The following is a 22,962-nucleotide window of genomic DNA, read 5'->3' on the forward strand; positions in this document are numbered from 1 at the left end:
ACCAAGGGCACAACGGTCCCGTCCATCCGGTCCCTGGCTGGTGGCCGCCAGCCGGGGACCGCCTACTCTGAACAGAGTCGGCAACAATCAACATGCAAAGGCAAACTGTGCCCGTTGCGCTTCAGAGCTTCACCGAATCCACCAGCCCCCGCGCCGTCCCATAAAACAGCGCTTCCCTCTGCGCCGTGCTCAGCCCGATCTGCCGCGCGCCGCGCTTCATCGCCCTGAGCTGCTCATAGCGGATATACGTCATCCGCCCGTCGCAGTGGCTCAACCCCATCGAATGGTTGGTCGGCGACAGATAGGCCCAGGCTCGGCCATAGGTGATGTACTTGCCGCGCATCGGCCCGATCATATCGTCCGAGCCATACATCACCCGCTCCACGCCGACGCCGGTGTAGAGCGCGTCGAGCGCATCGGAATCGCAGACCGTCGAGGTGTCGTACCAGACGTTCGATAGCCCCCTGAGCCGCGCCGCCGCCTTTTCGATCGCCCAGGCCGAATAGCTGCGCGCGCAATGCGCCAGCACCCACTTCGCGCCGGGGTACTTTTCGCTGAGCCGCACCATGTCCTGGATGTTCTCGGGGTCGGCGATGGCGTCGCGCTTGCCCAGGTGCATCATAATGATCAGCCCCAGCCGGTCGGCCACCGCGATCTGTGCCTCGGGCAGCATGTCGGTGATGCGGCACTGCACCGGGTCGGCGGCATAGAAGCGGTAGGGCTTGAGCCCGATCAGCCCGGTGCGCCGGATCTCAGCCTCGACCTCGGCGGCGCTCATCCCCGGATGTACCAGCATCAGCCCGCGCGAACTGCCGCCGCCCTTTGCCACCTCGGCCGCGACATAGGTGTTCGAGCCCGCGAAATCGCAGGGGTTGGGGAAGGGGAACGGGAAGGACAGCCGCTCGATCTGCCGCCCCGGGAACAGGGTCGCATCGACCTCGTCGGCCAGCTCCCAGGTCACTTCGGGGAAATAGGCGCCGATGCTGCTGGCGAATGGTCCGCTCAGCCGGTTCGGATCGAGATCGAAGGCCCAGCGATAGATATGGGTGTGGACGTCGAACACCTTGTCCGGGACGAAATCGGCGAGCTCGTCCTCCCAGATCTGCCGGTCGAGGTCGGTCGGGTCGAGATCGCGCATAAACATATCCCCCATCGCGGCGTCCGCACTTGACACCGCTACGGATGTTATAATGATAAGCTAATATTATGGGCAAGAGGCGAGGGGTTGCCGGTGACGTCATATGTCGAGGATTTCGATGACGGGCCGGGCGGTTGGATGCGCGTGGTCGACAATTTCGCCCCGCCCGCCGCGCTGCCGATCCGGAACGGCGCTGTACGTTGCCAGGGGCCCTGGTGGGTCGATTACAACCATGCGCCGCCCGGCGGCGGCTACCTGCAGCTGCTGATGTGCATGGTCACCCACGGCCCCTCCGGCGAGTCGGTGCGCGAGGTCTCGGGCGCCAACCGCTTCACCGGAGGCAGGTTCCCCACCGACTTCACCAATGCCAAAATCACCCTGCGCACCCGCGGCGAACTCGAAGCGGCCGGCACGAAACTGTCGCTGCTGATCCAGGGGAGCAAGGACGGCCTCACCTCCGGCTGGGTGCTGACCGGCCAGACCTTCGCGGTGAACTCCGGATGGACCGAGACCACCGTTACCGCCGTGCCGGACCCGAACCAGTGGACCAGCATCGGCTCGCGCCACGATCGCACCGACACCTATGGCGAAAAACCGCTGCTCGACATCCTGAGCAGGGTGAACGTCAACATCCACATCAGCATGTTCCCGGTGCAACCCCGGCCGATGGGCGAGATCGGCGGCGATCCGCATCGGCTGCGCGCCGGGCGCGATTATCCGATCTGGCCCTCCAGTATCGCCCAGGGCTATGTCGAGATCGATCGCGTGCAGATCGATTTCGCTCAATGAGCCGCTACCCACGCACCGCGCTCGGCACCGTCTGCCTGCCCTGGCGCGACGACGGCACGCTCGATGAGGCGCTGTTCCGTCGCACCATCCGCAACCTCGTCAGCGCGGGGCTCCCCGATCTCTACATCTTCGGCACCGCCGGAGAGGGCTATGCGGTCACCGACGGCATGTTCCGCCGCGTCGCCGCGATTTTCGCCGAGACCATGCGCGAGGCTGGTGGCGCCGCGCCGATGGTCGGCATCGTCAGCCAGTCGCTCGCCACCATGCTCGAGCGGATCGATTATTGCCGCACGCTCGGCATCGACACCTTCCAGATCTCGCTGCCCAACTGGTCGGTGGTGACCGATACCGAGATGCGCCGGGTCTTCGCCGAACTCTGCGGCGGCTTCCTCGAGGCGAAATTCCTTCACTACAACCTGATGCGCTCCGGCCGGCTGGTCTCGCCGCGGCTCTATGCCGAGGTCGCCGAAGCCCACCCCAACCTCGTCGCCACCAAATATGGCGGCGGCGATCCGTTCCTCATTTCCGGCCTCATGCGGCATGCACCGCAGCTGCGCCATTTCCTCACCGAGCAGGGCTACTATATCGGCGCGCCCTTGGGCGCATGCGGCCTCCTGACCTCGATCTCCTCGAGCCACCCGGCCCGCGCCTTCGAGTATCTCAATGCCGGTGCCAACGGCGATTGGCCGCGCTTTGCCCAACTCTACCGCGAGCTTTGCGGCGTGCTGCACGCCCTGCTCGACAGCGCCGGCGGCAGTTTTGTCGATGGCGCCTACGACAAGACCATCCTCAAGCTCAGCGAACCGGATTTCCCGCTGAAACTGCTGCCGCCCTACGAGACGGTGGGGGATGCGGTGTACGAGGCGTATCGGGCGCGGCTTGCCGCGGAGCTCCCGGAGTGGCTGCCGGGTGGGGCGCTTCGCGATTGAGCTGAGCCAAATGATTTCGGAGTGCTTGGCGCCCCTCACCCCGGCGAGGCCTTCGGCCTCTCCGCCGCCCTCTCCCCAGAGGGGCGAGGGGGCGTTGTGGCACTGCCCGTACAAAGTGCGTCCCCTCGCCCCTCTGGGGAGAGGGTTAGGCTGAGGGGCGCCAAGCACTCCGGATGAGCCGCTCGATCCCTTCTCCCGTCAGGGGAGTGGGCGACTACTAACCGCACTGGCAATCCGCCACACCCCGTGCGCGTCGCAGCAGGCGTAGTACATCCGCATGCGGCCATCGCCGAGATCGATCAGCGACATGTCCTCGGCATGCACCGCGTCGATCTCCGCTCCGCCATAGCCATCGCCCTCGATGGCGACCCCGCTCCGCCGCCAATCCAGCCCATCCTCCGACTCCGCCACGAGGATGCGCGAGCGATAGCCGGACATGTCGGCGGCGATCGAGGCCGCCGCGAAATCCGCACTCGAACCGCGCGCCATCGCTTCGGAAGCGAGGCTCGGATGTACCGGCGCCACGGTGCCCGGAGGCAGGTCCTGCCAGGCGGAGTAGAGCATCGTCCAGGGTTCGCCCGGCATGCGTGGCGCGATTACCTCGGCCGCGGTGATCCCGGCGCTGTCGAGCTCGTCCGTTCGGTCGCGCAGCCGATATCCGGGCTCCACCTCGAAGCTCAGCCCGTCGCGCGTCACCGCGCTCACCACCGGCGTGCCGAGCCGCTTACCCTCCACAACCTCGGCGCGAAACACGAACAGGCGTCCACTGCCGTCACCCAGCGACAGGAAGCGCGGCGCGCCGACCCCACCGTCGAGCCGGATACCCGGCTCGACCGTCCAGTTCACCTGGTCCTCCGAAATGGCGCTGCCGATCACCGTTGGCCGGTCCGCCCGGCCGCGCCCCTCGAAATACATCCGCCAGCGGCCATCCGGCAGTTGCGTCAGGCTCGGCGCCAGCACCCGCAGCGCCATGTGCGGCAGCGCCGGATCGGGCGCCACCCGGATCCCCGGCTCCGGTTCGAACCGCAACCCGTCCTGCGACACGGCGCTGAGGATGTAACCCTGGCAATCAGCGAAGGGCTTGTCCGGTCCGACCGCAGTGTAGAACAGCCGATACCCGCCTGCCGGCGCTCGCACGATGCACGGCGCCTGCACCTTGGAATAATCGAGGTCGCGGCTGCCTTCGATCCGCGCCCCGGCTTCCTTCCGCCAGTTTTTCAGCATGCAGGATCAGTCCCTTGCTTGACGGCTACTAGGTTATTCTCATAACAATATAGCATTGCGTCAATGCTTGCGTTTGCGAGCGATGGGGGAGACGGAATGGGCAAGGGGCAGGACCTTTGGAAGACGGCGAAGACCGTCATACCTGGCGGCAATATGTTGCTGTCGAAGCGCCCCGAAATGTTCCTCCCCGAACAGTGGCCGGCCTATTTTTCCAGGGCCGCCGGCTGTCGCGTCTGGGATCTCGACGGCCGCGAATATGTCGACATGTCGATCATGGGCATCGGCTGCAACACGCTCGGTTATGGTCGGCCGGAAGTCGATGATGCCGTCAAGCGTACCGTTGACCTTGGCAACATGGCGACCCTCAACGCTCCCGAGGAAGTCGAGCTGGCGCAGCGGCTGATTGACCTGCACCCCTGGGCCGACATGGCCCGCTTCGCCCGTTCCGGCGGCGAGGCCAACGCCATCGCCATCCGCATCGCCCGCGCTGCCTCCGGCAAGGATGGGGTGGCGCTGTGCGGCTATCACGGCTGGCACGACTGGTATCTCGCATCCAACCTCGGCGACGAGAGCAAGCTCGCCGGGCACCTGTTGCCGGGGCTCAGCCCCAATGGCGTGCCCAAGTCGCTGCGCGGCTCGGTGTTCACCTTCAACTACAACCGGCTCGATGAGCTCGAAGCGCTGATCAAGAAAGAGGAGATCGGCGTCATCAAGATGGAAGTGTCGCGCAACTACGACCCCGATCCAGGCTTCCTCGTCAGCGTGCGGAAGCTTGCCGATCAGCACAACATCATCCTGATCTTCGACGAGTGCACCTCAGGCTTCCGGCAGGCCTTTGGCGGGTTGCACAAGGTCTATGGCGTCGATCCTGACATGGCGGTGTTCGGCAAGGCGCTCGGCAACGGCTATGCCGTCACCGGCGTCATCGGCAAGCGCGACATCATGGAAGCGGCGCAGAACACCTTCATCTCCTCGACCTTCTGGACCGAGCGCATCGGCTCGGTGGCGGCGCTCGCCACCCTCGAGGTGATGGAAAAAGAACAGTCCTGGCAGCAGATCACCGATACCGGCCGCGCCATCACCGCGCGCTGGCAGGCGCTGGGCCAGAAATACGGCCTGCCGCTCAGCACCGCGGGCGTGCCGGCGCTCACCGGCTTCAGCATCAAATCGGCCAACGGTCTCGCCTACAAAACCCTGATCACCCAGGAAATGCTGGCTGCCGGCTACCTTGCCGCCACCAGCGTCTACACCTGCACCGAGCACACCCCCGAAATCGTCGACGGCTATTTCGCCGCGCTCGAGCCGATCTTCAAAACCATCAGGGAATGCGAGGATGGTCGGGATATCAACACCCTGCTGAAGGGCCCCGTCGCCCATAGTGGTTTCACCCGGCTCAACTGAGAGTTTTGCATGTCCCTCCCGCCGCTCGCCTCTGCCGACCTTGCTCCCTTTGCCACGCACGTCCGTGCCGAGGGCGGCAAGTTCACCACCATCCCTGCAGTGCTGGAGCCGGGCGACGTTCCCGGCCAGCACGCCTTCGCCGTGCTCTGCCCGCAGCCGGTCGACCCCCAGGCGATCAGCATCACCTTCCTCGAGCGCCATCCGCACTCGACCCAGACCTTCGTACCGCTGAAGGTCGGCCGCTGGATCGTGCTGCTCGCCCCGACGCTTGCCGATGGCACGCCCGACCTCGCCAATATCCGCACCTTCCTCGCCGGCCCCGAGGATGCCGTCTGCATCCACCGCAACGTCTGGCATGCCGGCCTCACCGTGCTCGATCGGCCGGCCGAGGTGGGGATGATGATGTGGCGCTCCGCTGCCGGCCCCGCAGCCGACGGCATCGTCTTCGAACTCGAGGCTCCCATCGTTCTCAGCGTGTGAGGCACGTCATGACGCGACTGGTCTATATCTCGGGCGAACTGGTGCCCGAACACGAAGCGCGGATCTCCATCTTCGACAGCGCCATCATGCTGGGCGATACGATGACGGAATCGACCCGCACCTTCCGCCACGTCCCGTTCAAGCTCGACGCGCATATCGAGCGGCTCTATCAGTCGCTGAAGCTGACGCGGATCGATCCGCAAATGAGCCCCGCCGAGATGAAGCGGGTGACGCTCGAGGTGTTCGAGGCCAACCGACCCAACTACGCCCCGCACGAGGACGCCTGGATCGTCCACAACATCTCGCGCGGCCTGTCGGTCGCCGGCGCCGATCCGACCAAGCAACTGGGCGCCGCCACGGTGATGATCTTCACCCAGCCGATGAACCTCTTGCCCTGGGTCGATTTCTATTCGAAGGGCTGCCACGGCGTCACGCCGATGAGCCGCATGGTGCCGAGCCAATCGCTCGACCCCCGCATCAAGAACCGCAGCCGCCTCGCCTACACCTTGGCCGAGATGGAAGCCAAGCTCGTCGACCCCCAGGCCCAGAGCGTCATCCTCGACCTCGATGGCCACGTCGCCGAAAACAAGGGCGGCAACATCTTCTGCGTCACCAAGGGCGTGCTCCGCACCCCCTCCACCGTCAACTGCCTCGCCGGCGTGAGCCGCGCCACGGCGCTGGAACTGGCGCAGGAGTTGGGCATCCCCACCGAGGAAACGTCGCTGCTGCCCTACGACCTCGCAACGGCGGACGAGATGTTCTTCACCTCGACGCCGTACTGCATCATGCCGGCGACCAAGTTCAATGGGTTGCCGGTGGGGGATGGGCAGGTTGGGCCGGTGACCAAGCGGCTGCTCGGGGCGTGGAGCGAGTTGGTTGGGGTCGATATTGTGGCGCAGGCTGAGGCGCAGCGGGCGTAGCGTAGGCCAGCCGCGTTCAGGCAGAGAAACCGAGATTGAAGAGGGTCGCGACGTAGGGTCGTACGGTGGCTGTAACGACCGCTTGCACCTCCTGATTATGCTCGGAACGGGTCCCACGTGGTGGCACCAGCAGACGGTCCGTCTCTACATTGAGGCGAGATACCAACACATCGTCTTCCAGCAAGCAGTAGAACGGCGTTTCCTCTTCGCGAGGAGTTTCATTTCCAGTCAGCTGGTTCTGCTGTTGGGGCAGTGTCAACGCGTCGATCAGGGTTTTGATGCGGTTATCGACATCCCCGGCCGTTACCAACGCGCCGGGAGGGTCATGACGTAGAAGCAGGACGTCCAACTCGCACATTACCTTCCAGCCTCGGCGTACTAGAGGAACGAACCGGTAGCCCCATCGCTCGTGGCGCGATGCGACAGCATCGACCAGCCTCATCCGGCCGTTGTGAAGTCCAAGCTCAGGTGCGAGATCGTAGTCGCTTGGGTAGGCTTCTGTTTCGCTGAGGAAGGCATTGGTTTGCCAGTGCCAGCGGAGCTGAGCATGGAAACAGCGTCTGATCTCGTGCTTGAGCGCCGCGCGACGGGGCGGCTCGCGGTCGGCTGCTCCTTGAGTCGCGACTAACGGCCCCGAGTAGACTAGTCGAAGTCGCACTGGCGTTCTCCTAACTGCCTCAGGGGGGGGCACGAGGTATCGCGCTTGGTCCACGTAGGTGCGCGAGGGCATCTGGGGTTAGTCAGCCCGCAACTGTCTCGCCGCCGAGGAACCGCGATCATGCACGTTCCACCCCAGGAAAACAAAAGGCCTCCCGTGAGGGAGGCCTTTGCGTTTGCCATTGGTGCCCTGGAGAAGACTCGAACTTCCACGTCTTTCGACACACGGACCTGAACCGTGCGCGTCTACCAATTCCGCCACCAGGGCAATCCGATGGGCGCCGTTCACTAGGTGACTGCACGGGGGCTGTCAACTCGCTTTCTTGCCCGACCACAGCTCGTCCACTCGACACGTCGGGGCGTGCAGGCTAGAAGCGGCAAAACCCTACACCGATTGCCTTGCCCGGAGCCGCCTCAAGCCATGGAATCCACCTCGAACCTGGTCACCATTTTCGGCGGCGCCGGTTTTATCGGGACCCAGGTGGTGCAGCTCCTGGCCCGTCGCGGCTATCGCATCCGCGTCGCGGTGCGCCGGCCCGATCTCGCCGGTCACGTCCGCCCGCTCGGCGCCGTCGGGCAGGTGATGCCGATCCAGGCCAATATCCGCAACCGCGAATCGGTCGAGCGCGCCATCCGCGGCGCGGGCGTCGTCATCAACCTCGTCGGCATCGGCCACGAGAGCGGCAAGCAACGTTTCCGCGCTGTGCATGCGATGGGCGCCAAGAACATTGCCGAGGCCGCCAGGGCGCTCGGCGTCAAGGAGCTGGTGCATATCTCGGCGCTGGGCGCCGATACGCAGGCGCCGAGCGGCTATGCCCGCTCCAAGGCGCTGGGCGAAACCGAAGTGCTCGCTGCCTTCCCGTCGGCGGTGGTGATCCGTCCTTCGATCGTCTTCGGGCAGGGCGACGGCTTCTTCAACCGCTACGGCATGCTCGCCCGCATGCTGCCGGTGCTGCCGGTGATCGGTGCCAAGTCGCGCCTGCAGCCGATCTATGTCGGCGACGTCGCCGAGGCGATCTGCCGTGCGGCCGAGGGCCAGGTGAAGGGCGGCAAGATCTATGAGATCGGCGGCCCCGAGGTCGCGACCCACAAGGAGCTGGTGGCGCGGGTGTTGACCGATACCCTCCGCACCAACCTGCTGCTGCCGCTGCCCGCCGGGCCGGCCAAGCTCCTGGCGCTGCCGCTGTCGCTCTTGCCCTCGCCGCTGATCACCAGCGACCAGGTCGACCAGTTGCAGGCGGACAACGTGGTGTCGGAAGACGCCAAGCGCGAAAAGCGCACCCTCGCCGCGTTCGACATCGCGCCGACGGCGATGGACGCGATCCTGCCGAGCTATCTGTGGCGCTTCATGAAAAACGGCCAGTTCGACCGCCAGACGGCGTAACTCGCCGCTGGGACGGTACGGTCGAGCATCGTGCCCTCCAAAACCCCCTCTCTTGCAAAATCTAAGGCTTAGCCAAACGGCTAAACCCAAGATTTTGCTTTCTCCCCCGCCAAGGGGGAGATGATCCGTGCCTTCCACTTGCGCCGGAGTATCTGTCGGGACTCTCCCCCTCGGCGGGGGAGAAAGCGAAAACTTGGGCTTAGCGCAGCTAAGTCCTTAGTTTTCGCAAGAGAGGGGGTCGTGGGAGGCCCCGATGCCCGCTCTCGAGCTGCTCTACCGCACATCCGGCGGCACGCCGATATCCCGCAGCAGATGCGGCGACAGCTGGTCGAGCGGCGTGCGGCGCGGACGGCGTAGGGTGCGTTTCAGCATGGTGTTGGCGTAGCGCCGCAGCACCAGCGTGCGGAACCATTGTCCAAAACCCCGCGCTGGCAGGTCGGCGCGCAAGACGTTGATGCCGGCCACCGCCTGCCGCAGCTCCGCTGCGTCGCGAGCCCGCTCGTTCTTCACCTGCTCGAAAGCCATTTCGCGTCTCCTCGAATCTTCAAGAAACGACTCTATGCCGCTAAGACTGACACCCGCTGTCAGGGTTCGTGGTGTAGAGAAGATTTATGCGTGCCAGTCGCCTCCTCACCATTCTGATGATCCTCCAGACCCGGGGGCGGACCAGTGCCGAGTCGCTGGCCGAGGAACTCGAGGTCTCGGTCCGCACCGTCTATCGCGACATCGACCAACTGAGCGCTGCGGGGGTGCCGGTCTATGCCGAGACCGGCCGCAATGGCGGCTTCGCCCTGCTCGATGGCTGGAAGACCAGGCTCAACGGGCTGACCGCGCCGGAAGCCCGGGCGCTGTTTTTCTCCGGGTTGCCCGGCCCGGCCGGGGAACTGGGTCTCGGCGAGGAAGCCGCGCAGGCCGAGCTGAAGCTGCTGGCGGCGCTGCCGTCGGATTGGCAGGCCGAGGCGCGGCGGATGAGCTCGCGCTTCCACCTCGATCCGCGCGGCTGGTTCCAGCCCGGCCACAAGCCGGAATTCCTGAAGCTGGTCGCCGAGGCGGTGTGGAGCGAAACCCGCATCGCCATCCGCTACGAGAGCTGGAAGGACGTGAAGGACCGGGTGATCGAGCCGCTCGGCCTCGTCTTGAAGGGCGGCGTCTGGTACGTCGTGGCGCAGCGCGACGGCAACAGCCGCACCTACCGGCTGTCGCAGATCCAGGCGCTCGGCCCCACCGGGCAGACCTTTACCCGGCCCAAGGATTTCGACCTGCCCACCTACTGGCAGGAGGCGACCAAGCAGTTCGAGCGCGATATCTATGTCGGCATTGCCCATGTGCGCGCCACCGCCGTCGGGCTGCGCAAGCTCAGGGATCTGAGCGACACGGTGCGACGCGCGGTCGAGGCACTGGCGCCCACGCCCGACGCCGATGGCTGGTGCGAGCTCGACATACCGATCGAGGAAGTCGGCTGGGCCAGCCACGAGTTCATCAAGATCGGCGACGATGTCGAAGTGCTGGGCCCGCCGGAGCTGAGGAGCCGCGTCGTCACCAATATCAGCAAGATGGCGCGAAGGTACGGGATTACCAGCTAAAGAGTGGCATGTAACCGCCGTGGCGGTTATCAATCCACATGCCGCGCCCAAAGCTTGTTTCCGACGATCAGGTCCTCGATGCCACCCATGCCGCCATGCTGCGGCTGGGGCCGGAGCGCTTCACTCTCTCGGATGTCGCCGAGGCGGTGGGGCTGAGCCGCGCTGCGCTGATCCAGCGTTTTTCCGACAAGCGCACGCTGCATCTGAAAACCCTGGAGCGCTCGACCCAGGAGGTGCGCGATTACTTTGCCGCCGCTCCCCGGGAGCAGGGGCTGATCCCGCTCTGGGCCATGCTGCGCGACCTGATCAGTGGCATGGGCTCGGGCGAGGGCTTTGCCGGCTACCTGCTGCTCGCCTGGGGTGACATCAACGACGCGCAGCTGAACGCGCTGGCCCGCGAGCGCAACCAGCTGGTGCGGGCGGCAATCCTCGAGCGATTGCCGCAGACGGCCGACCGGGCCGAGTCGGCGGCGCTGATCCAGATGGTGATCCAGGGCGCCTGCATGCTCTGGCTGGTCGAGCCGCAGGGGACGCTTGCGGGGTATACCGAGGCCGAGACGCGCAAGGCGATCGAGCGGCTCTATCCGGGCGCGCGGCTGGAGTAGGCGACTGATAGAGACGGCCCCCTCCCATCCTCCCCCATGAAGGGGGAGGTGCCGCATCGAGTGTTTGGCACGATCGAAGACAGAGCCTCGACTCTTCACCTCCCCCCTTGTGGGGGGAGGCCGGGAGGGGGCCGTCTCTCTCAGTATGTCATCTTGATTTATAACCAACGTGTAAGTTATAAATGATAGATGCAACCCGCGCCCTGCGCCCTCGACCTCAGCTCCGCCGCCTTCGATGCGCTCAACACCAGCCCGCGCCTCACCTACCGCGAGCTGTTCTCGCCGCACGATGATCTCCCCAGGCCGCTGCGCCGCTGGGCTGCCGCGCACGACATTGCGCCGCGCGCCCTGACCCGTCGTGACCGGCAACTGGGCGGCACCTCCGAAAAGCACCTGTTCGGTTTGCGTGACGGCTATGCAGTGGAATCCGTGTTGATCCGCCGGCGTGATGGTTTCACCGCCTGCATCTCGTCGCAGGTCGGCTGCGCGTTCGCCTGTCAGTTCTGTGCTTCGGGGCAGGCCGGGTTGAAGCGCAACCTCTCGCCCGGCGAGATCGTCGAGCAGGTGGTGCGGCTGGGGCCGAAGGTGAACCGCATCGTCTTCATGGGGATCGGCGAGCCCCTGAACAACTACGACAACGTGCTGGCGGCCATCCGTATCCTGCGGGATCGACGCGGGCTCGATTGGGCCACCACCGGCATCACCCTCTCCACCATCGGCATTCCCAAGGGGCTGAAAGCGCTGCGCGAGGAGCATCTGGGGCTCAACCTCACCATTTCGCTGCACGCCACCACCGACGAGACCCGCGGCCGGCTGATCCCCGGTGCGCGCAAACACGTCATCGCCGACGTGGTCGGTGGCGCCTTGAGCTGGGCCCGCCGGCACAACCGCATCGTCACCTTCGTCTACCTGCTGCTTCCTGGGATCAACGACAGCGACGCCGATCTGCGGCGGCTCGTCACCATGTTCCGCAACGAACCCGCCCGGCTCAACCTGATGCGCTGGAACGAAGTCGACGGGCTCGGTTTCGGCCGCATCTCCGATTTCAGGCTGATGCAGTTCCGCGCCGGGCTGGAACGCGCCGGCATCCCGGTGGTGGTGCGCGACACCCAGGGCAACCGCATCGACGCCGCCTGCGGCCAGCTCTGGCTGCGTGACCTCCGCGGCCAGCTGGTGGCGCGGGCGGCTTAGTGAGAGCTACGCTGTGACCGGTGCGTCCTGCCCCTCACCCTAGCCCTCTCCCCGCCGGGGAGAGGGGACGCAGTCTGCACCAGCAGTGCCCCATCGCCCCCTCTCCCCCGCTGGGGAGAGGGTCGGGGTGAGGGGCAGTCCAAATCGAACGCGCCGGCAACATCCTACCCCCGCAGCGCCAATAGCCGCTCGACGCCGCAGCCGGAGATCACCATGCGTTCCTTGCCGTTGCCGGTGAGTTTGGCGCCCCAGTCGACGACGCCGCCATCGGCCAGCTGCATGTCGCCGGCGAAGATGTGGAAGCAGAAGCCGGCATAGTAGCCTCCTGCCGCCTCGCGTCCGACCTCCTCGAACAGCTCCGCGCCATTCGCCTCGGCGACGCCGCGCAACGCCTCGAGCCGGGCGTCGACATCTGGCGCCGTCGTCCGGGTGTAGCCGAGCCGCAGCGCCGTGCCCGGCGCCAGAAACTGCCCGAACGCTTCGAGCAGCAGCCCCACCTGCCGGCGCAGCGCCTCGGCCTCGAAACCGTAGCCGCCCCGATCGCGCCCGCTGCTCGCCAGGGCGAACAGCCGGAAATGCGCCAGCATTTGCACGGGTTGACGGCTGACACCATCGATACGGCCTGCGGCCCGCCCGTCGCCATAGTTCTGCGGCCGCACCACCCGATGGCTGGTCGTGAGGTGCACATCGTCGCCGCCGCCCTGGCGCAGCCGCGCCGCCTCGAGCGCCAGGACGTTCGTCGGGTCCGACACCACTTCGCCCCGCCGCGTCGTGCCGATCGACCAGTCCTGGTCCACCGTCGCCACCACCGAGCAGGCGCCGAGCGGCGTCACCGGCGACAGTTCGACCGGCTCGAAGCGCCCCTCGCACAGGCCGAGCGCCAATTGTTCCCAGGCCAGCAGCGCCGCCCGGTCCGGCCGGGCCACGCCAAAGAAGCGGCTGGTGGCAAAATCCTTGAGCAGTTCGGCCGGGCTGCGCTTCTTGGCGCGGCGGCGGGTCACCTCGATCAGCAGCGACTGCAGGTCGGACGGATTAAGCCGGTCGGCGAGAATCTCCGCCAGCCCTTCGACGCCGCTCTCGCGCTCGATCCGCTCAATAATCCCGCTCATTGCCAATCCTCCTTATCGACCCATTGCAGGGCTAATGAGAGGGATCAAGCCCCCGGCTTTGACATCGGCGCCCGCGCTAAGTAACCAAGTGGTTCGGAGGACCCGCTGACCATGACTTTGCTCGACGACTTCAGGCTGTTCGATGCCGAACCCAAGGCGCGTGGCGTGGCGCAGGCGCTCTATGCCGGGATCAAGGACCTGCCGCTGGTCTCGCCGCACGGCCACACCGAGCCGCGCTGGTATGCCGAGAACGAGAAGTTCCCCGATCCGGCGCAACTGCTGATCGTCCCCGATCACTATGTCTTCCGCATGCTGTTTTCGCAGGGCATCCGCCTCGAGGACCTGGGCGTCCCGACCACCGACGGTTCGGCGGTCGAGACCGATGGCCGGAAGATCTGGCGGCTGTTCGCCAGGAACTACTACCTGTTCCGCGGCACCCCGACGCGCTCCTGGCTGGACCACACCTTCGCCACCCTGTTCGGCGTCACCGAGCGGCTGAGCGCAGACAATGCCGATGCGATCTACGACCAGATCGCCGAACGGCTGCAGCGCGACGATTATCGCCCGCGCGCCCTGTTCGAGCGCTTCAACCTCGAGGTGATCTCGACCACCGACGCGGCGCTCGATGATCTCAAATGGCATCGGATGATCCGTGACAGTGGCTGGAAGGGCCGGGTGGTCCCGGCCTACCGCCCCGATTCGGTGGTCGATCCGGATTTCGCCGGCTTTGCCGGCAATCTCGACAAGCTCGGTGAGATCACCGGCGAGGATACCGGCCACTGGAACGGTTATCTCGAGGCGCACCGCAAGCGCCGCGCCTATTTCATTGAGTTCGGCGCCACCTCGTCCGACCATGGCCACCCGACCGCCGAGACGGCGAACCTCCTCCCTAAGGAGGCCGGGCAGCTCTATGACAAGGTGCGCTCCGGCAAGGCCGATGCGCGCGAGCGCGCCCTGTTCCGGGCTCAGATGCTCACCGAAATGGCCCGCATGTCGATTGATGACGGGCTGGTGCTGCAGATCCATCCCGGCGCCTGGCGCAACCACTCGCCTTCCATGTTGCAGAAGTTCGGCCGCGACAAAGGCTTCGATATCCCCTCGCGCACCGACTATGTCGGCGCACTGAAGCCGCTGCTCGATGCAGTGGGCACCGACCCGAAACTGTCGATCATCCTGTTCACTCTCGACGAGAGCGTTTATGCGCGCGAACTGGCGCCGCTGGCCGGCGTTTATCCGTCGCTGAAGCTTGGCCCGCCCTGGTGGTTCCACGACAGCCCGGAGGGGATGCGCCGCTTCCGCGAGATGGCCACCGAAACGGCGGGTTTCTACAACACGGTCGGTTTCAACGACGACACCCGCGCCTTCCCCTCGATCCCGGCGCGCCACGATGTCGCCCGCCGCGTCGACTGCGCCTTCCTCGCCCGCCTCGTCACCGAACATCGGCTCGATGAGGACGAGGCCCACGAAGTCGCCAAAGACCTCGCCTACAACCTGGTCAAGAAGGCCTACAAACTGTGAGTGACAGAATGTCCCCCCTCTTTGCGCAGCCCGGCGACGGCAAGCACACCGAGCTCAATGGCTCGTCCCGCCGCGTCATCCTCGACCTGCCCGAACTGATGCTGGTCGAGTTCACCTTCGACGAGGGCGGGATCGGTGCGCTGCACTCGCACCCGCACCTCCAGACCAGCTATGTCGCCGAAGGGGTGTTCGAGGTGACCATCGACGGCGTCACCCAGACCATCGGCAAGGGTGGCGCCTATATCGTGCCGTCTGGGCTGGTGCACGGGGTCAAGGCGCTGGAAGCCGGCAAACTGATCGACAGCTTTACCCCGCGCCGCGACGATTTCCTGTAGGGCGCTTTCAGCCTGTCCTCGTGAAGGCGCATACGGGTGGTGCCCCACCCACCGGGTCATTCCCGCGAAAGCGGGAACCTCTGTTTTCCTGGCCTTTGCACGATCGCAAACGGAGGTCCCCGCTTTCGCGGGGATGACACCGTGTTTGGGGGAGCCTCGGTTCGCATACCCAGCATGCCCCATTGCGGGCTAAGTTGCGATCCCGCCCACCCACCGGCTGTCATCCCTGCGAAAGCAGGGACCCATCCATCCACCTGCGCGACGGCGAGTTGGGTCCCTGCTTTCGCAGGGATGACACCGAGTTTGGAGCGCTGCCGGATGGCAAGCGGTCAGATCGGAGAATCCAAGCCGTGCCCGTCACCAGGTTTCGATGCCGGCGCGGGCCATCTGGAAGCCGTGGGCTTCGTCCTCGGTCGTGCAGGTGAGGCCGGTTTTCTTCGAATAGCAGACGAAGCCTTCGATCGACGCCCACTCGCCGTAGTGCAGCACCTGCTCGGCTCCGCAGCAGCTGGCGTCGCCAACCTCGTCGAGTTCTTCGGCGCTATCGGCGCCGAGCACGACACGGACATATTCCGGTTCGACCCGGTCGCACATGATCTCGGGGCCGCCACCTTCCGGCTGATAGACGTCGGTGCCGCCTTCCGGGGTGACGATGCAGCCGACATTGCCCGAGGGCATGACGAATTCGATCTGCCCGTTGTCGTTGGCGTCTAACTCGACCTCCGCGGCGGCCGCCGGCATCGCCAATAGGGCCACGAACGCGACGCCGAGCATCAATGACCTGAACATTGGAGTCCTCCCTCCGTGCTGAGCGGGAGACTGCGCCTGCGCCGCTGAAGCCGCGATGAACCGGGTAGTCATCGCGGCGGAGCCAGCCGAAGCCCGCGGCGGGACGATTTCCTCTGAATCGTGACGCTGCCGATCACGTTTCCTGTTCTCCCCGCAATTCACACCGCCCAGCAGTTGTGATCACGGCCGCGTTGAGCCAGTGGAACGCCGGGTGCAGCGTCGCATTAGCGCGCAAGTACAACTACGCAGGAGACTACGCATTGGACGATAGCTATCGCGGCTACATCATCCGCGTGACGCGTGCCGCCCAATGGCATGCCATTCTGCTTGAGCCCGGCACCGGCGCGGTGCTGCCGACCAAGGCCACGGCCCTGTTGCGCGAAGGGCGGGGCATCGCCATGGACCGCGCCCGCAAGCTGGTCGATCTCTACGCTGCGGGTTTCGAGGAATTGCGCGACCACGCCGCCTGAGCCTTATTCGACCGTGACCTCCAGCCGTTCGCCGGCCACCACGCTGATGCTGGTTTGTTTCGGCTCGCCTTCGGCCGGCGATGCGACCACCAGGTAGTCGCCGGCGGTCAGCGTGGTTTCGAGCGCCCCGCCAAAGCCGTAGGTGAAGGATTTGCGGTTGCCCTGGATATCCGCCTTGGCGCCGAACACCTCGACCTTGTCGGTGCCTGGCGCGGTGATCGCCACGACCCCGGCGCCGAGGATGGCGCCGACCTCTGTCCGCTCGCCGGTTGCGATGCTGAACGGGGTTTCCAGCGTCGCGCCGCCCACCGTCGACACCAGCACATAATCGCCCGGCGGCAGCTCGAAATTGTGGTCCGGGCCATAATTGTAGGCCACCGACTTGCGGTTGCCCTGGATGTCCTTTTTGGCCTCGAGGATCTCCTCGAACAGGTCGCCGTCCTCGACCTTCATGCCCTCGACATAGAAGGCGTTGACCGCCGCGACGCCGACCCCGACGACGATATCCTTGACCACCGTGGTATCGGACTGCACCGGCACCAGCTCGGACACCTTGCCGCTGCCGATGCTCACCTCGACCCTGGTGTCGCCGGCCGGCACATAGAGCTTGGTCTCGCCGTAGTTGGTCGTGCTCGCGCCGCCGGGGAATTCGGTGAACACCGCGGCATTGGGGTCGGGTTCGGCGTCGGCTGCCGGCAATGGCCGGATGATCAGCCGGCCCGCATCGAGCACGAACAGCGGCTCGGCGACCGTCCCCGCCTCGATCGTCACCGGCTGTTCGAGCTTGGCGAAGTCGAGCGTGGCGCGCACCACATAGGCGCCGGGTTCGAGATTGGTCTTCCAGTTGATGCCGTAATCGGTGGTGACGTACTCGCCGAGGCTGCCATCCGGATTGGCCTTGTAGACCTCCCAGACCAGGCCCGCCTCTTCGTCCAGCGACTCGCCGCCTTCGGCGAGGCTCGCATCGGGATCGAAATTGAACTCGGCGTTGGCGGGCCCCGGGGCAGGCGCCGGTTCGGGCTCCGCCGGCGCCGCAACCTCGGCCACCGTGCTCTTCAGCGCCTCGGTCAGCGTCTCTTCGTCGCCCGCCGCGATATACTTGCCGCCGGTATTCTCGGCGAGGCAGGCGACTTGCTTGCCCTCTTCGTCGGTGAGCCCGAAGCCGACCACATGGGTGGTGAAATCGACGCCCTGGCCTTCGAGCGTCGAGGCCAGCGCGCAAGGGTCGGCCTCGCAGGTCTCGAGCCCGTCGGTGATCAGGATCACCGTCGCCTTGTCCTCGGTGTATTTGAGGTCCTCGGCCGCCAGCTGCACCGCCGCCGAGATCGGCGTCTTGCCGGTCGGCGTGATTCCCGCAGCCGCCTCACTGATCGCCGCGCCGGTTCCGGCGGCCGGCGGCACCAGGAGTTCGATGTCGTCGCACGAACCCTTCTCGCGATGCCCGTAGCTCATTAAGCCGAGCTCGAGCGCCTCGGGCACCCCCTCCAGCGCCGTGTTCAGCGTCTCGCGGGCGATCTCGATGCGGGCCTTGCCGTCGATCTGCGCCCACATCGAGCCAGAGCCATCGAGGATGATGATCGCCTTCTCGGCGGCCGAGGCGGGCATGGCGAAGGCCAGCGGGCCCAAAAGCAGCAGGGCAAGCAGCCCCGACAGCAGCGAACGGATCGGCAGCAGCATCGAAATCCCCCTCGGGTGCTGAGAGCGAGATCAGAAAAAGTTGCAGACTTTTCCGGTTCGATCTCGCGTCAAACAAGTCACCTCTAGAGGCGTAGCGAGACCAAGCTGAAGGCTAGCTGAACCGCCGCATCGCATCGAGGGCGAGGCCGAGCCCGACGCTGCCGAAGGCATCGGTTTCGACCGCCTTGGCTTCGGGGAACAGCGCCCTCAGCATATTGCCGACCGCCGGTACCCGGGTCGAACCGCCGGTGAGGATCAGCGTGTCGATCCGGCTACCAGGTACGCCCGCCGCCACCAGCGTCCTGCCGATTGCCGCGGCGATCGCTGCCGTGGCGCCTTCGAGGGCGGCGTGTAACTGCTCGATGCTGATCGGCGTCTCGAGCTTCACGTCGCGCGTCACGAAGCGGAACTCGGTCTGCGGCGCCTCGCTGAGCGCGATCTTGGCTTCCTCGACGCGACCGGCCAGCCGATGTCCCTGCCGGTCCTCGACCAGTGCGATCAGCATGCTGACGAGGTCGGGGAACTGCGCCTCCTGGTAGGTCGAGTGCAGCTCGAGCAGGGTCTTCTGGTTATAGAGCCGGTTGATCCGATGCCAGGTGGCGAGATCGTAATAGGGCGCCGAGGGCAGGGGGCGTTTGCCATCCGCCGTCTCGGTGCCGTAGCCCATCAGCGGCATCACCTTTTTCAGCGACAGCAGGCGGTCGAAATCGGTGCCGCCGACATGGACGCCGGCCGTGGCGAGAATGTCGGCCTTGCGGTCGGCGCGCCGGGCCCGTTCCGGCGAGAGCCGGATCACCGTGAAGTCCGAGGTGCCGCCGCCGATATCGGCGACCAGGCCCAGTTCTTCACCCGCTACCAGTTGCTCGTAGTCGAGCGCCGCGGCGATCGGCTCGAACTGGAACTCGATATGCCGGAAACCCTGGGCCCGCACCGCGCCCTCGAGCTGGCGCTGCGCCTCGGCATCGGCCTTGTCGTCGTCATCGACGAAGCGCACCGGGCGGCCACAGACGATGTCTTCAATCTCATGGCCGAGCGAAGCCTCCGAGCGCCGCTTCAGTTCGGCGATGAAGCGTCCCAGAATCTCGGAGAATTTCAGCGCGTCGCGCTTCACCCTTGTGGTGTCATTGAACAAGGACGTCCCGAGCACGCTCTTGATCGAGCGCATCAGCCGGCCGTCGGCGCCGGTGACATATTCGCTCACCGCCTGCCGGCCAAAAAAGGTGCGATCCTCCTCGAACGAAAAGAAGATCGCCGAGGGGATGGTCGGCTTGCCGTCTTCGAGCGGCAGCAGCCGCGGCGGCGTGTTGCCGCCGGCTGCCGCGAGAGTGGAGTTGGAAGTGCCGAAATCCATGCCGCAATGGGTCCGCGCCATCCTGTCCTCCGGGGCTGCCTCGAAAGCTGCACCGGAAGGGGCAGCGGGGCGCGCGATATAGGCGGTATGGCGGGAGCTGTCGAGAGGGCGTGCCCGCTCGCGGCGGAATCCGCGCGGGGGAGCGTAGTTATCGCAACGAACCGGCGATGGACCGAGCTCCCGCGAGTGGTTGGCGGACGCCGCGACAGATCAGGAATCTGTCATGGCGTCCGCCATGCCGTTACTGGATATAGAGCTGCACGTTGCCGCCGACATCGATGATGTCGACCACCTGGTTGACCTTGATCTTGTTGTCGGCGAGCAGCTTCACCGCGGCGGGGTTCTTGTTCAGCGCCTCGCGCAACAGGCCGATGCTCTGGGAGTCCTCGGTCAACAGGTCAACCGCCTTGCCGGCCTTGTCGGTCCAGGCGGTATTGTAGTTGTAGACCGTGACGCTCTTGGCGCCGACGAGGTCGGTGACATCCTTGGCGTTGAAACTTGCCAGCTGGCTGGCAAAGTCGTCGACGCTCATGGCGGTGCCAGGCGCGCCATTCGTAAACTTCGGCACGGCGGCGAGCACCGGATTGGCGGCGATCAGCGCAGCAATGAGGGCGACGACGGAAAGGCTGGAGAGCTTGTTCATTTCATGGAACTCCGCATGGTGGGTTGGCGTCGGCGGAGGAGGGCCGGCGGTCGGTGCAACGGCATCGGCGGGCAGGGTTATGACGTGCGGGGTTTGCGCGTCGCTCTCCCCAACCTTACAAATCCTCAAACTGCGCCGGCGGCGGCGATCGGAAAGCGGACGGTCACCCGCAGGCCGGGGCCGTTGTCCTCGAGCCGCACGCTGGCCCGGTGGCGGGTGGCGATGGCCTGCACCAGCGCCAGCCCCAATCCCGAGCCCTTCTCGTCGCGCTCCGGGTTGAGCCGGCGGAACGGCTCGAACACTTCGCTGCGCCGGTCGGGCGGGATCCCCGGGCCGTTATCGGCCACCACCAGCACCGGGTGCTGATCCTCGATGCCGGCGCTGAGTTCGATCCGGGCGCCGGGCGGACTATAGCGCGAGGCATTGGTGATCAGGTTGACCAGCATCTGCACCACCATCCGCCGATCCCCGACAATCGTCGCGTCGCCATCCCCAGGCGCCTCGACCAGCTGTTGCTTGGCCTCCTCGACCACCGGCTCGAAGGTCTGCAGCGTTTCGCTCACCAGTTCGCGGGCGGAAAAGGCCGCAAAGCCGGATTGATCGTCGGAGGCCTCGATGCGCGAAATCCTGAGTACGGTGTCGAAGATCCCGTTGAGCCGCTCGATCTCGGCCTGCGCTTCCTCGAGCAGCTTGCTCTGCTCCGCCTCGCTCGGCGCCTCCTCGGCTTCCTGCAGCAGGATATAGGCGCGGCTGAGCGGCGACTTGAGGTCGTGCGCGATCGAGATCACCGTGTTGCGCATGGTGCCGAGCAGGTCGCTCAACCGGTCGAGATGGGCATTCATCTGCCGCGATACCCGGTCGACCTGGTCGTTCGAGCGGCCGACCGGCAGGCGGACCCGGCTGTCGCCGCGCGCCACCCGTTCCAGCGTATCGGCCATGCGGTCGAGCTTGGCCGAGACTCCATGGCTGGTGAAATAGCCGATCGCCAGCGCCCCGATGCCAACCACGATGCTCGCCAGCATCAAGGCGCGCCACAGCGCCGCCGAGCCGACTTCGACGAAGAACAGCGTCCGCCCGAAGGTCACCCGGTTGCCGCCGATATCCTCGGTCAGCGCCAGGTACTGTTCCGATGGCGTCGTGACGTTGATCCCCGAGCTGATCGTGCTCCAGCCCAGTTTCGCCGGCCGCGGGATATCGTCGCCGGCCAACAGCGTGCCGTCGGGCCGGTAGAGGGCGACGACGAAAAAGCGCGGCCCGGCTGCAGCGGCAGAGCTGTCGACCAGTTGCCGCAACTGGTCCATGTCACCGGTGTCGGCCGCCTCGCGGAACAGCTCGAACTCGTTGCTGACCAGCGCCCGGATCTCGCTCTCGGCCTCGCTGCTGGTCTGGCTGACGATCACCACGCCGGCGACCAGGAACACCGCAAGGAACAGCAGCAGCGACAGCACCGCCGAGCGGAACGCCGCCCCGGCGAGAATGCTACTGACGCGGTGCATGGATCGAGTAGCCCGTATTGCGGGTGGTGTGGATCAGCGGCACCTCGAACGGCTTGTCGATCTTGGCCCTGAGCCGGCTCATATGGGTTTCGACCACCGTCGTCTGCGGGTCGAAATTGAAGTCCCACACCTGCTCGAGCAGCATGGTCTTCGTGACGATCCGCCCCGCGTTGCGCATCAGCAGCGCCAGGATGGCGAACTCCTTGGCCTGCAGTTCGATGCGGGTGCCGGCCCGCGTCGCGGTGTGGTCCAGCAGGTCGAGTTCGAGGTCGTGAATGCTGAGCCGCGTCGAGGCTTCCGCCGTCTGCGGCCGCCGCGCCAGCACGGTGATCCGTGCCATCAGCTCGGAGAAATGGAAGGGTTTGACCAGGTAATCATCGCCGCCGGCCATCAGCCCCTCGACCCGGTCGTCGACATCGCCCATCGAGGTGAGGAACAGGATCGGCATGGTGCGCCCGGAGGCGCGCAGCGCCTTGGCGACCGACAGCCCGTCCATGCCGGGCATCATCCGGTCGAGCACCAGCACGTCGCAGCTATTGTAGAGACAGAAGGTCAGGGCGTCGCGGCCGTCGAACACCGATTCGACACTGTGCCCTTGCTGGGCCAGGCCCTTGCGGATGAAATCCGACGACGTCCGGTCGTCTTCGGCGACAACGACCTTCACCGTGCAACCTCGACATTGAAGCGCGGCGCGCCCGACGATGGCATTGCCGCCTGGTCGCAACCTACACCCGGTGCAGCCGTCCTGTCGGCTTACGAATATGTAAGTTTCAGGAAAGGAGGGAGCAATCGGCCGGCCCCAGCTTCTGTCTCGCCGCTGCACCACGCACCGGCCGCCACCCAAAGCCGGCGTGGCGAACCTGACGAAAAGGAGATCGTCATGCGCAAGTTCCTTGTTCCCCTGATGCTCGTCGCTTCGATCGGCGCGTCCTCGATGGCGCTGGCCGCCCCCAGCACCGCCCATGGCGCCATCCAGTCGATGGACGGCAAGGCGTGCACCGTGACCCTGGCCGACAAGTCCGTCTACCAGTTCGCGCCCAAGTGCGACTTCTCCAAGCTGAAAGCCGGCGAGAAGGTCGCGATCACCTATACCCTCAACGGCAAGGTGAACCAGGCGTCGGCGATCACTGCCGGCTGATCAGTCTCCCGATCACCGACAGGCCCGCAGGCGAGGAGCTTCGTCCCGGCTCCTCGCCGATTGTCGTTTGCTAAACGGGGACGTGGCCCGGAGCTGGGGTTGGTCAATTCGGGGGTCGTCCAGGAGCGACAACGT

General features: G+C 65.8%; 24 protein-coding genes and 1 tRNA gene. 13 read left to right on the forward strand and 12 right to left on the reverse strand.

Going from position 1 to position 22,962, the window contains the following annotated elements:
* Positions 1-121: 121 nt before the first annotated feature.
* Entirely contained in the window at positions 122-1,138 is a 1,017-nt protein-coding gene (locus tag ASC68_RS05460) for an amidohydrolase family protein (RefSeq protein ID WP_055876060.1), read from the reverse strand.
* Between the two features lie 93 nt (positions 1,139-1,231).
* On the opposite strand from ASC68_RS05460, the gene ASC68_RS28920 reads away from it, so the two are divergent.
* Both ASC68_RS28920 and ASC68_RS05470 read left to right on the forward strand, forming a co-directional pair.
* Positions 1,232-1,927, forward strand: coding sequence for a hypothetical protein (locus tag ASC68_RS28920; protein ID WP_197421089.1), 696 nt, complete (start codon positions 1,232-1,234; stop codon positions 1,925-1,927).
* Positions 1,924-2,856, forward strand: a complete 933-nt coding sequence (locus ASC68_RS05470) for a dihydrodipicolinate synthase family protein (RefSeq protein ID WP_055876066.1) — start codon at positions 1,924-1,926, stop codon at positions 2,854-2,856. Before ASC68_RS28920 ends, ASC68_RS05470 begins: the two co-directional genes overlap by 4 nt.
* A gap of 198 nt (positions 2,857-3,054) precedes the next feature.
* Here ASC68_RS05470 and ASC68_RS05475 read toward each other — a convergent pair whose 3' ends face one another.
* Positions 3,055-4,080, reverse strand: a complete 1,026-nt coding sequence (locus tag ASC68_RS05475) for a hypothetical protein (protein ID WP_055876069.1) — start codon at positions 4,078-4,080, stop codon at positions 3,055-3,057.
* Between the two features lie 96 nt (positions 4,081-4,176).
* On the opposite strand from ASC68_RS05475, the gene ASC68_RS05480 reads away from it, so the two are divergent.
* The 3 genes from ASC68_RS05480 to ASC68_RS05490 are packed head-to-tail and all read left to right on the forward strand — an operon-like array spanning position 4,177 to position 6,881.
* A complete protein-coding gene (locus ASC68_RS05480) occupies positions 4,177-5,481 on the forward strand; it encodes an aminotransferase class III-fold pyridoxal phosphate-dependent enzyme (protein ID WP_055876072.1) in 1,305 nt (434 codons plus the stop codon).
* Positions 5,482-5,490: 9 nt separating this feature from the next.
* Positions 5,491-5,961 (forward strand): ureidoglycolate lyase, encoded by a 471-nt coding sequence (locus ASC68_RS05485; RefSeq protein ID WP_055876076.1) that lies wholly within the window; start codon positions 5,491-5,493, stop codon positions 5,959-5,961.
* Positions 5,962-5,969: 8 nt separating this feature from the next.
* Entirely contained in the window at positions 5,970-6,881 is a 912-nt protein-coding gene (locus tag ASC68_RS05490) for an aminotransferase class IV (protein ID WP_055876078.1), read from the forward strand.
* Positions 6,882-6,897: 16 nt separating this feature from the next.
* On the opposite strand, the gene ASC68_RS28595 is transcribed toward ASC68_RS05490, so the two are convergent.
* Both ASC68_RS28595 and ASC68_RS05500 read right to left on the reverse strand, forming a co-directional pair.
* Positions 6,898-7,539, reverse strand: a complete 642-nt coding sequence (locus tag ASC68_RS28595; RefSeq protein WP_156387263.1) for a hypothetical protein — start codon at positions 7,537-7,539, stop codon at positions 6,898-6,900.
* A gap of 182 nt (positions 7,540-7,721) precedes the next feature.
* A tRNA-Leu gene (locus ASC68_RS05500) sits at positions 7,722-7,806 on the reverse strand.
* 153 nt (positions 7,807-7,959) lie between these two features.
* On the opposite strand from ASC68_RS05500, the gene ASC68_RS05505 reads away from it, so the two are divergent.
* Positions 7,960-8,922, forward strand: a complete 963-nt coding sequence (locus ASC68_RS05505) for a complex I NDUFA9 subunit family protein (RefSeq protein ID WP_055876084.1) — start codon at positions 7,960-7,962, stop codon at positions 8,920-8,922.
* A 273-nt stretch (positions 8,923-9,195) separates the two neighbouring features.
* Here ASC68_RS05505 and ASC68_RS05510 read toward each other — a convergent pair whose 3' ends face one another.
* A complete protein-coding gene (locus ASC68_RS05510; protein WP_055876088.1) occupies positions 9,196-9,447 on the reverse strand; it encodes a hypothetical protein in 252 nt (83 codons plus the stop codon).
* Between the two features lie 86 nt (positions 9,448-9,533).
* Between ASC68_RS05510 and ASC68_RS05515 the strand changes: the two genes are divergently transcribed.
* From ASC68_RS05515 to rlmN, 3 genes are all read left to right on the forward strand, one after another.
* Positions 9,534-10,505, forward strand: coding sequence for a YafY family protein (locus ASC68_RS05515; protein ID WP_055876091.1), 972 nt, complete (start codon positions 9,534-9,536; stop codon positions 10,503-10,505).
* 38 nt (positions 10,506-10,543) lie between these two features.
* Positions 10,544-11,110, forward strand: a complete 567-nt coding sequence (locus ASC68_RS05520; RefSeq protein WP_055876094.1) for a TetR family transcriptional regulator — start codon at positions 10,544-10,546, stop codon at positions 11,108-11,110.
* A 189-nt stretch (positions 11,111-11,299) separates the two neighbouring features.
* Positions 11,300-12,301, forward strand: a complete 1,002-nt coding sequence (gene rlmN / locus ASC68_RS05525; RefSeq protein ID WP_055876097.1) for a 23S rRNA (adenine(2503)-C(2))-methyltransferase RlmN — start codon at positions 11,300-11,302, stop codon at positions 12,299-12,301.
* A gap of 164 nt (positions 12,302-12,465) precedes the next feature.
* On the opposite strand, the gene ASC68_RS05530 is transcribed toward rlmN, so the two are convergent.
* Entirely contained in the window at positions 12,466-13,410 is a 945-nt protein-coding gene (locus tag ASC68_RS05530; RefSeq protein WP_055876100.1) for a hypothetical protein, read from the reverse strand.
* Between the two features lie 111 nt (positions 13,411-13,521).
* Between ASC68_RS05530 and uxaC the strand changes: the two genes are divergently transcribed.
* Positions 13,522-14,928 carry a glucuronate isomerase gene (uxaC, locus tag ASC68_RS05535; protein WP_055876103.1) on the forward strand — a complete coding sequence of 469 codons (1,407 nt, stop codon included), beginning with the start codon at positions 13,522-13,524 and terminating at the stop codon, positions 14,926-14,928.
* An 8-nt stretch (positions 14,929-14,936) separates the two neighbouring features.
* Entirely contained in the window at positions 14,937-15,263 is a 327-nt protein-coding gene (locus ASC68_RS05540; RefSeq protein WP_082527932.1) for a cupin domain-containing protein, read from the forward strand.
* A gap of 357 nt (positions 15,264-15,620) precedes the next feature.
* Here ASC68_RS05540 and ASC68_RS05545 read toward each other — a convergent pair whose 3' ends face one another.
* Positions 15,621-16,052, reverse strand: a complete 432-nt coding sequence (locus ASC68_RS05545) for a hypothetical protein (RefSeq protein ID WP_244488459.1) — start codon at positions 16,050-16,052, stop codon at positions 15,621-15,623.
* A 260-nt stretch (positions 16,053-16,312) separates the two neighbouring features.
* Here ASC68_RS05545 and ASC68_RS05550 point away from each other — a divergent pair, with 260 nt between their 5' ends.
* Positions 16,313-16,522 carry a hypothetical protein gene (locus tag ASC68_RS05550; RefSeq protein WP_055876112.1) on the forward strand — a complete coding sequence of 70 codons (210 nt, stop codon included), beginning with the start codon at positions 16,313-16,315 and terminating at the stop codon, positions 16,520-16,522.
* A gap of 3 nt (positions 16,523-16,525) precedes the next feature.
* Here ASC68_RS05550 and ASC68_RS05555 read toward each other — a convergent pair whose 3' ends face one another.
* The 5 genes from ASC68_RS05555 to ASC68_RS05575 form a co-directional block, all read right to left on the reverse strand.
* Positions 16,526-18,199, reverse strand: coding sequence for a VWA domain-containing protein (locus ASC68_RS05555; RefSeq protein ID WP_055876114.1), 1,674 nt, complete (start codon positions 18,197-18,199; stop codon positions 16,526-16,528).
* A gap of 112 nt (positions 18,200-18,311) precedes the next feature.
* Positions 18,312-19,571 (reverse strand): Hsp70 family protein, encoded by a 1,260-nt coding sequence (locus ASC68_RS05560; RefSeq protein ID WP_055876116.1) that lies wholly within the window; start codon positions 19,569-19,571, stop codon positions 18,312-18,314.
* A 220-nt stretch (positions 19,572-19,791) separates the two neighbouring features.
* Positions 19,792-20,193, reverse strand: coding sequence for a hypothetical protein (locus ASC68_RS05565; RefSeq protein ID WP_055876118.1), 402 nt, complete (start codon positions 20,191-20,193; stop codon positions 19,792-19,794).
* Positions 20,194-20,318: 125 nt separating this feature from the next.
* Positions 20,319-21,689 (reverse strand): HAMP domain-containing sensor histidine kinase, encoded by a 1,371-nt coding sequence (locus tag ASC68_RS05570; RefSeq protein WP_055876121.1) that lies wholly within the window; start codon positions 21,687-21,689, stop codon positions 20,319-20,321.
* Positions 21,673-22,353 carry a response regulator transcription factor gene (locus tag ASC68_RS05575; RefSeq protein ID WP_055876124.1) on the reverse strand — a complete coding sequence of 227 codons (681 nt, stop codon included), beginning with the start codon at positions 22,351-22,353 and terminating at the stop codon, positions 21,673-21,675. The genes ASC68_RS05570 and ASC68_RS05575 overlap by 17 nt, the downstream gene beginning before the upstream one ends.
* A gap of 216 nt (positions 22,354-22,569) precedes the next feature.
* Between ASC68_RS05575 and ASC68_RS05580 the strand changes: the two genes are divergently transcribed.
* Positions 22,570-22,827 (forward strand): DUF1344 domain-containing protein, encoded by a 258-nt coding sequence (locus tag ASC68_RS05580; RefSeq protein ID WP_055876127.1) that lies wholly within the window; start codon positions 22,570-22,572, stop codon positions 22,825-22,827.
* The last annotated feature ends 135 nt before the right edge of the window (positions 22,828-22,962 follow it).

Origin of the sequence: Devosia sp. Root105 (assembly GCF_001424865.1) — a bacterium.
Lineage (GTDB): Bacteria > Pseudomonadota > Alphaproteobacteria > Rhizobiales > Devosiaceae > Devosia_A.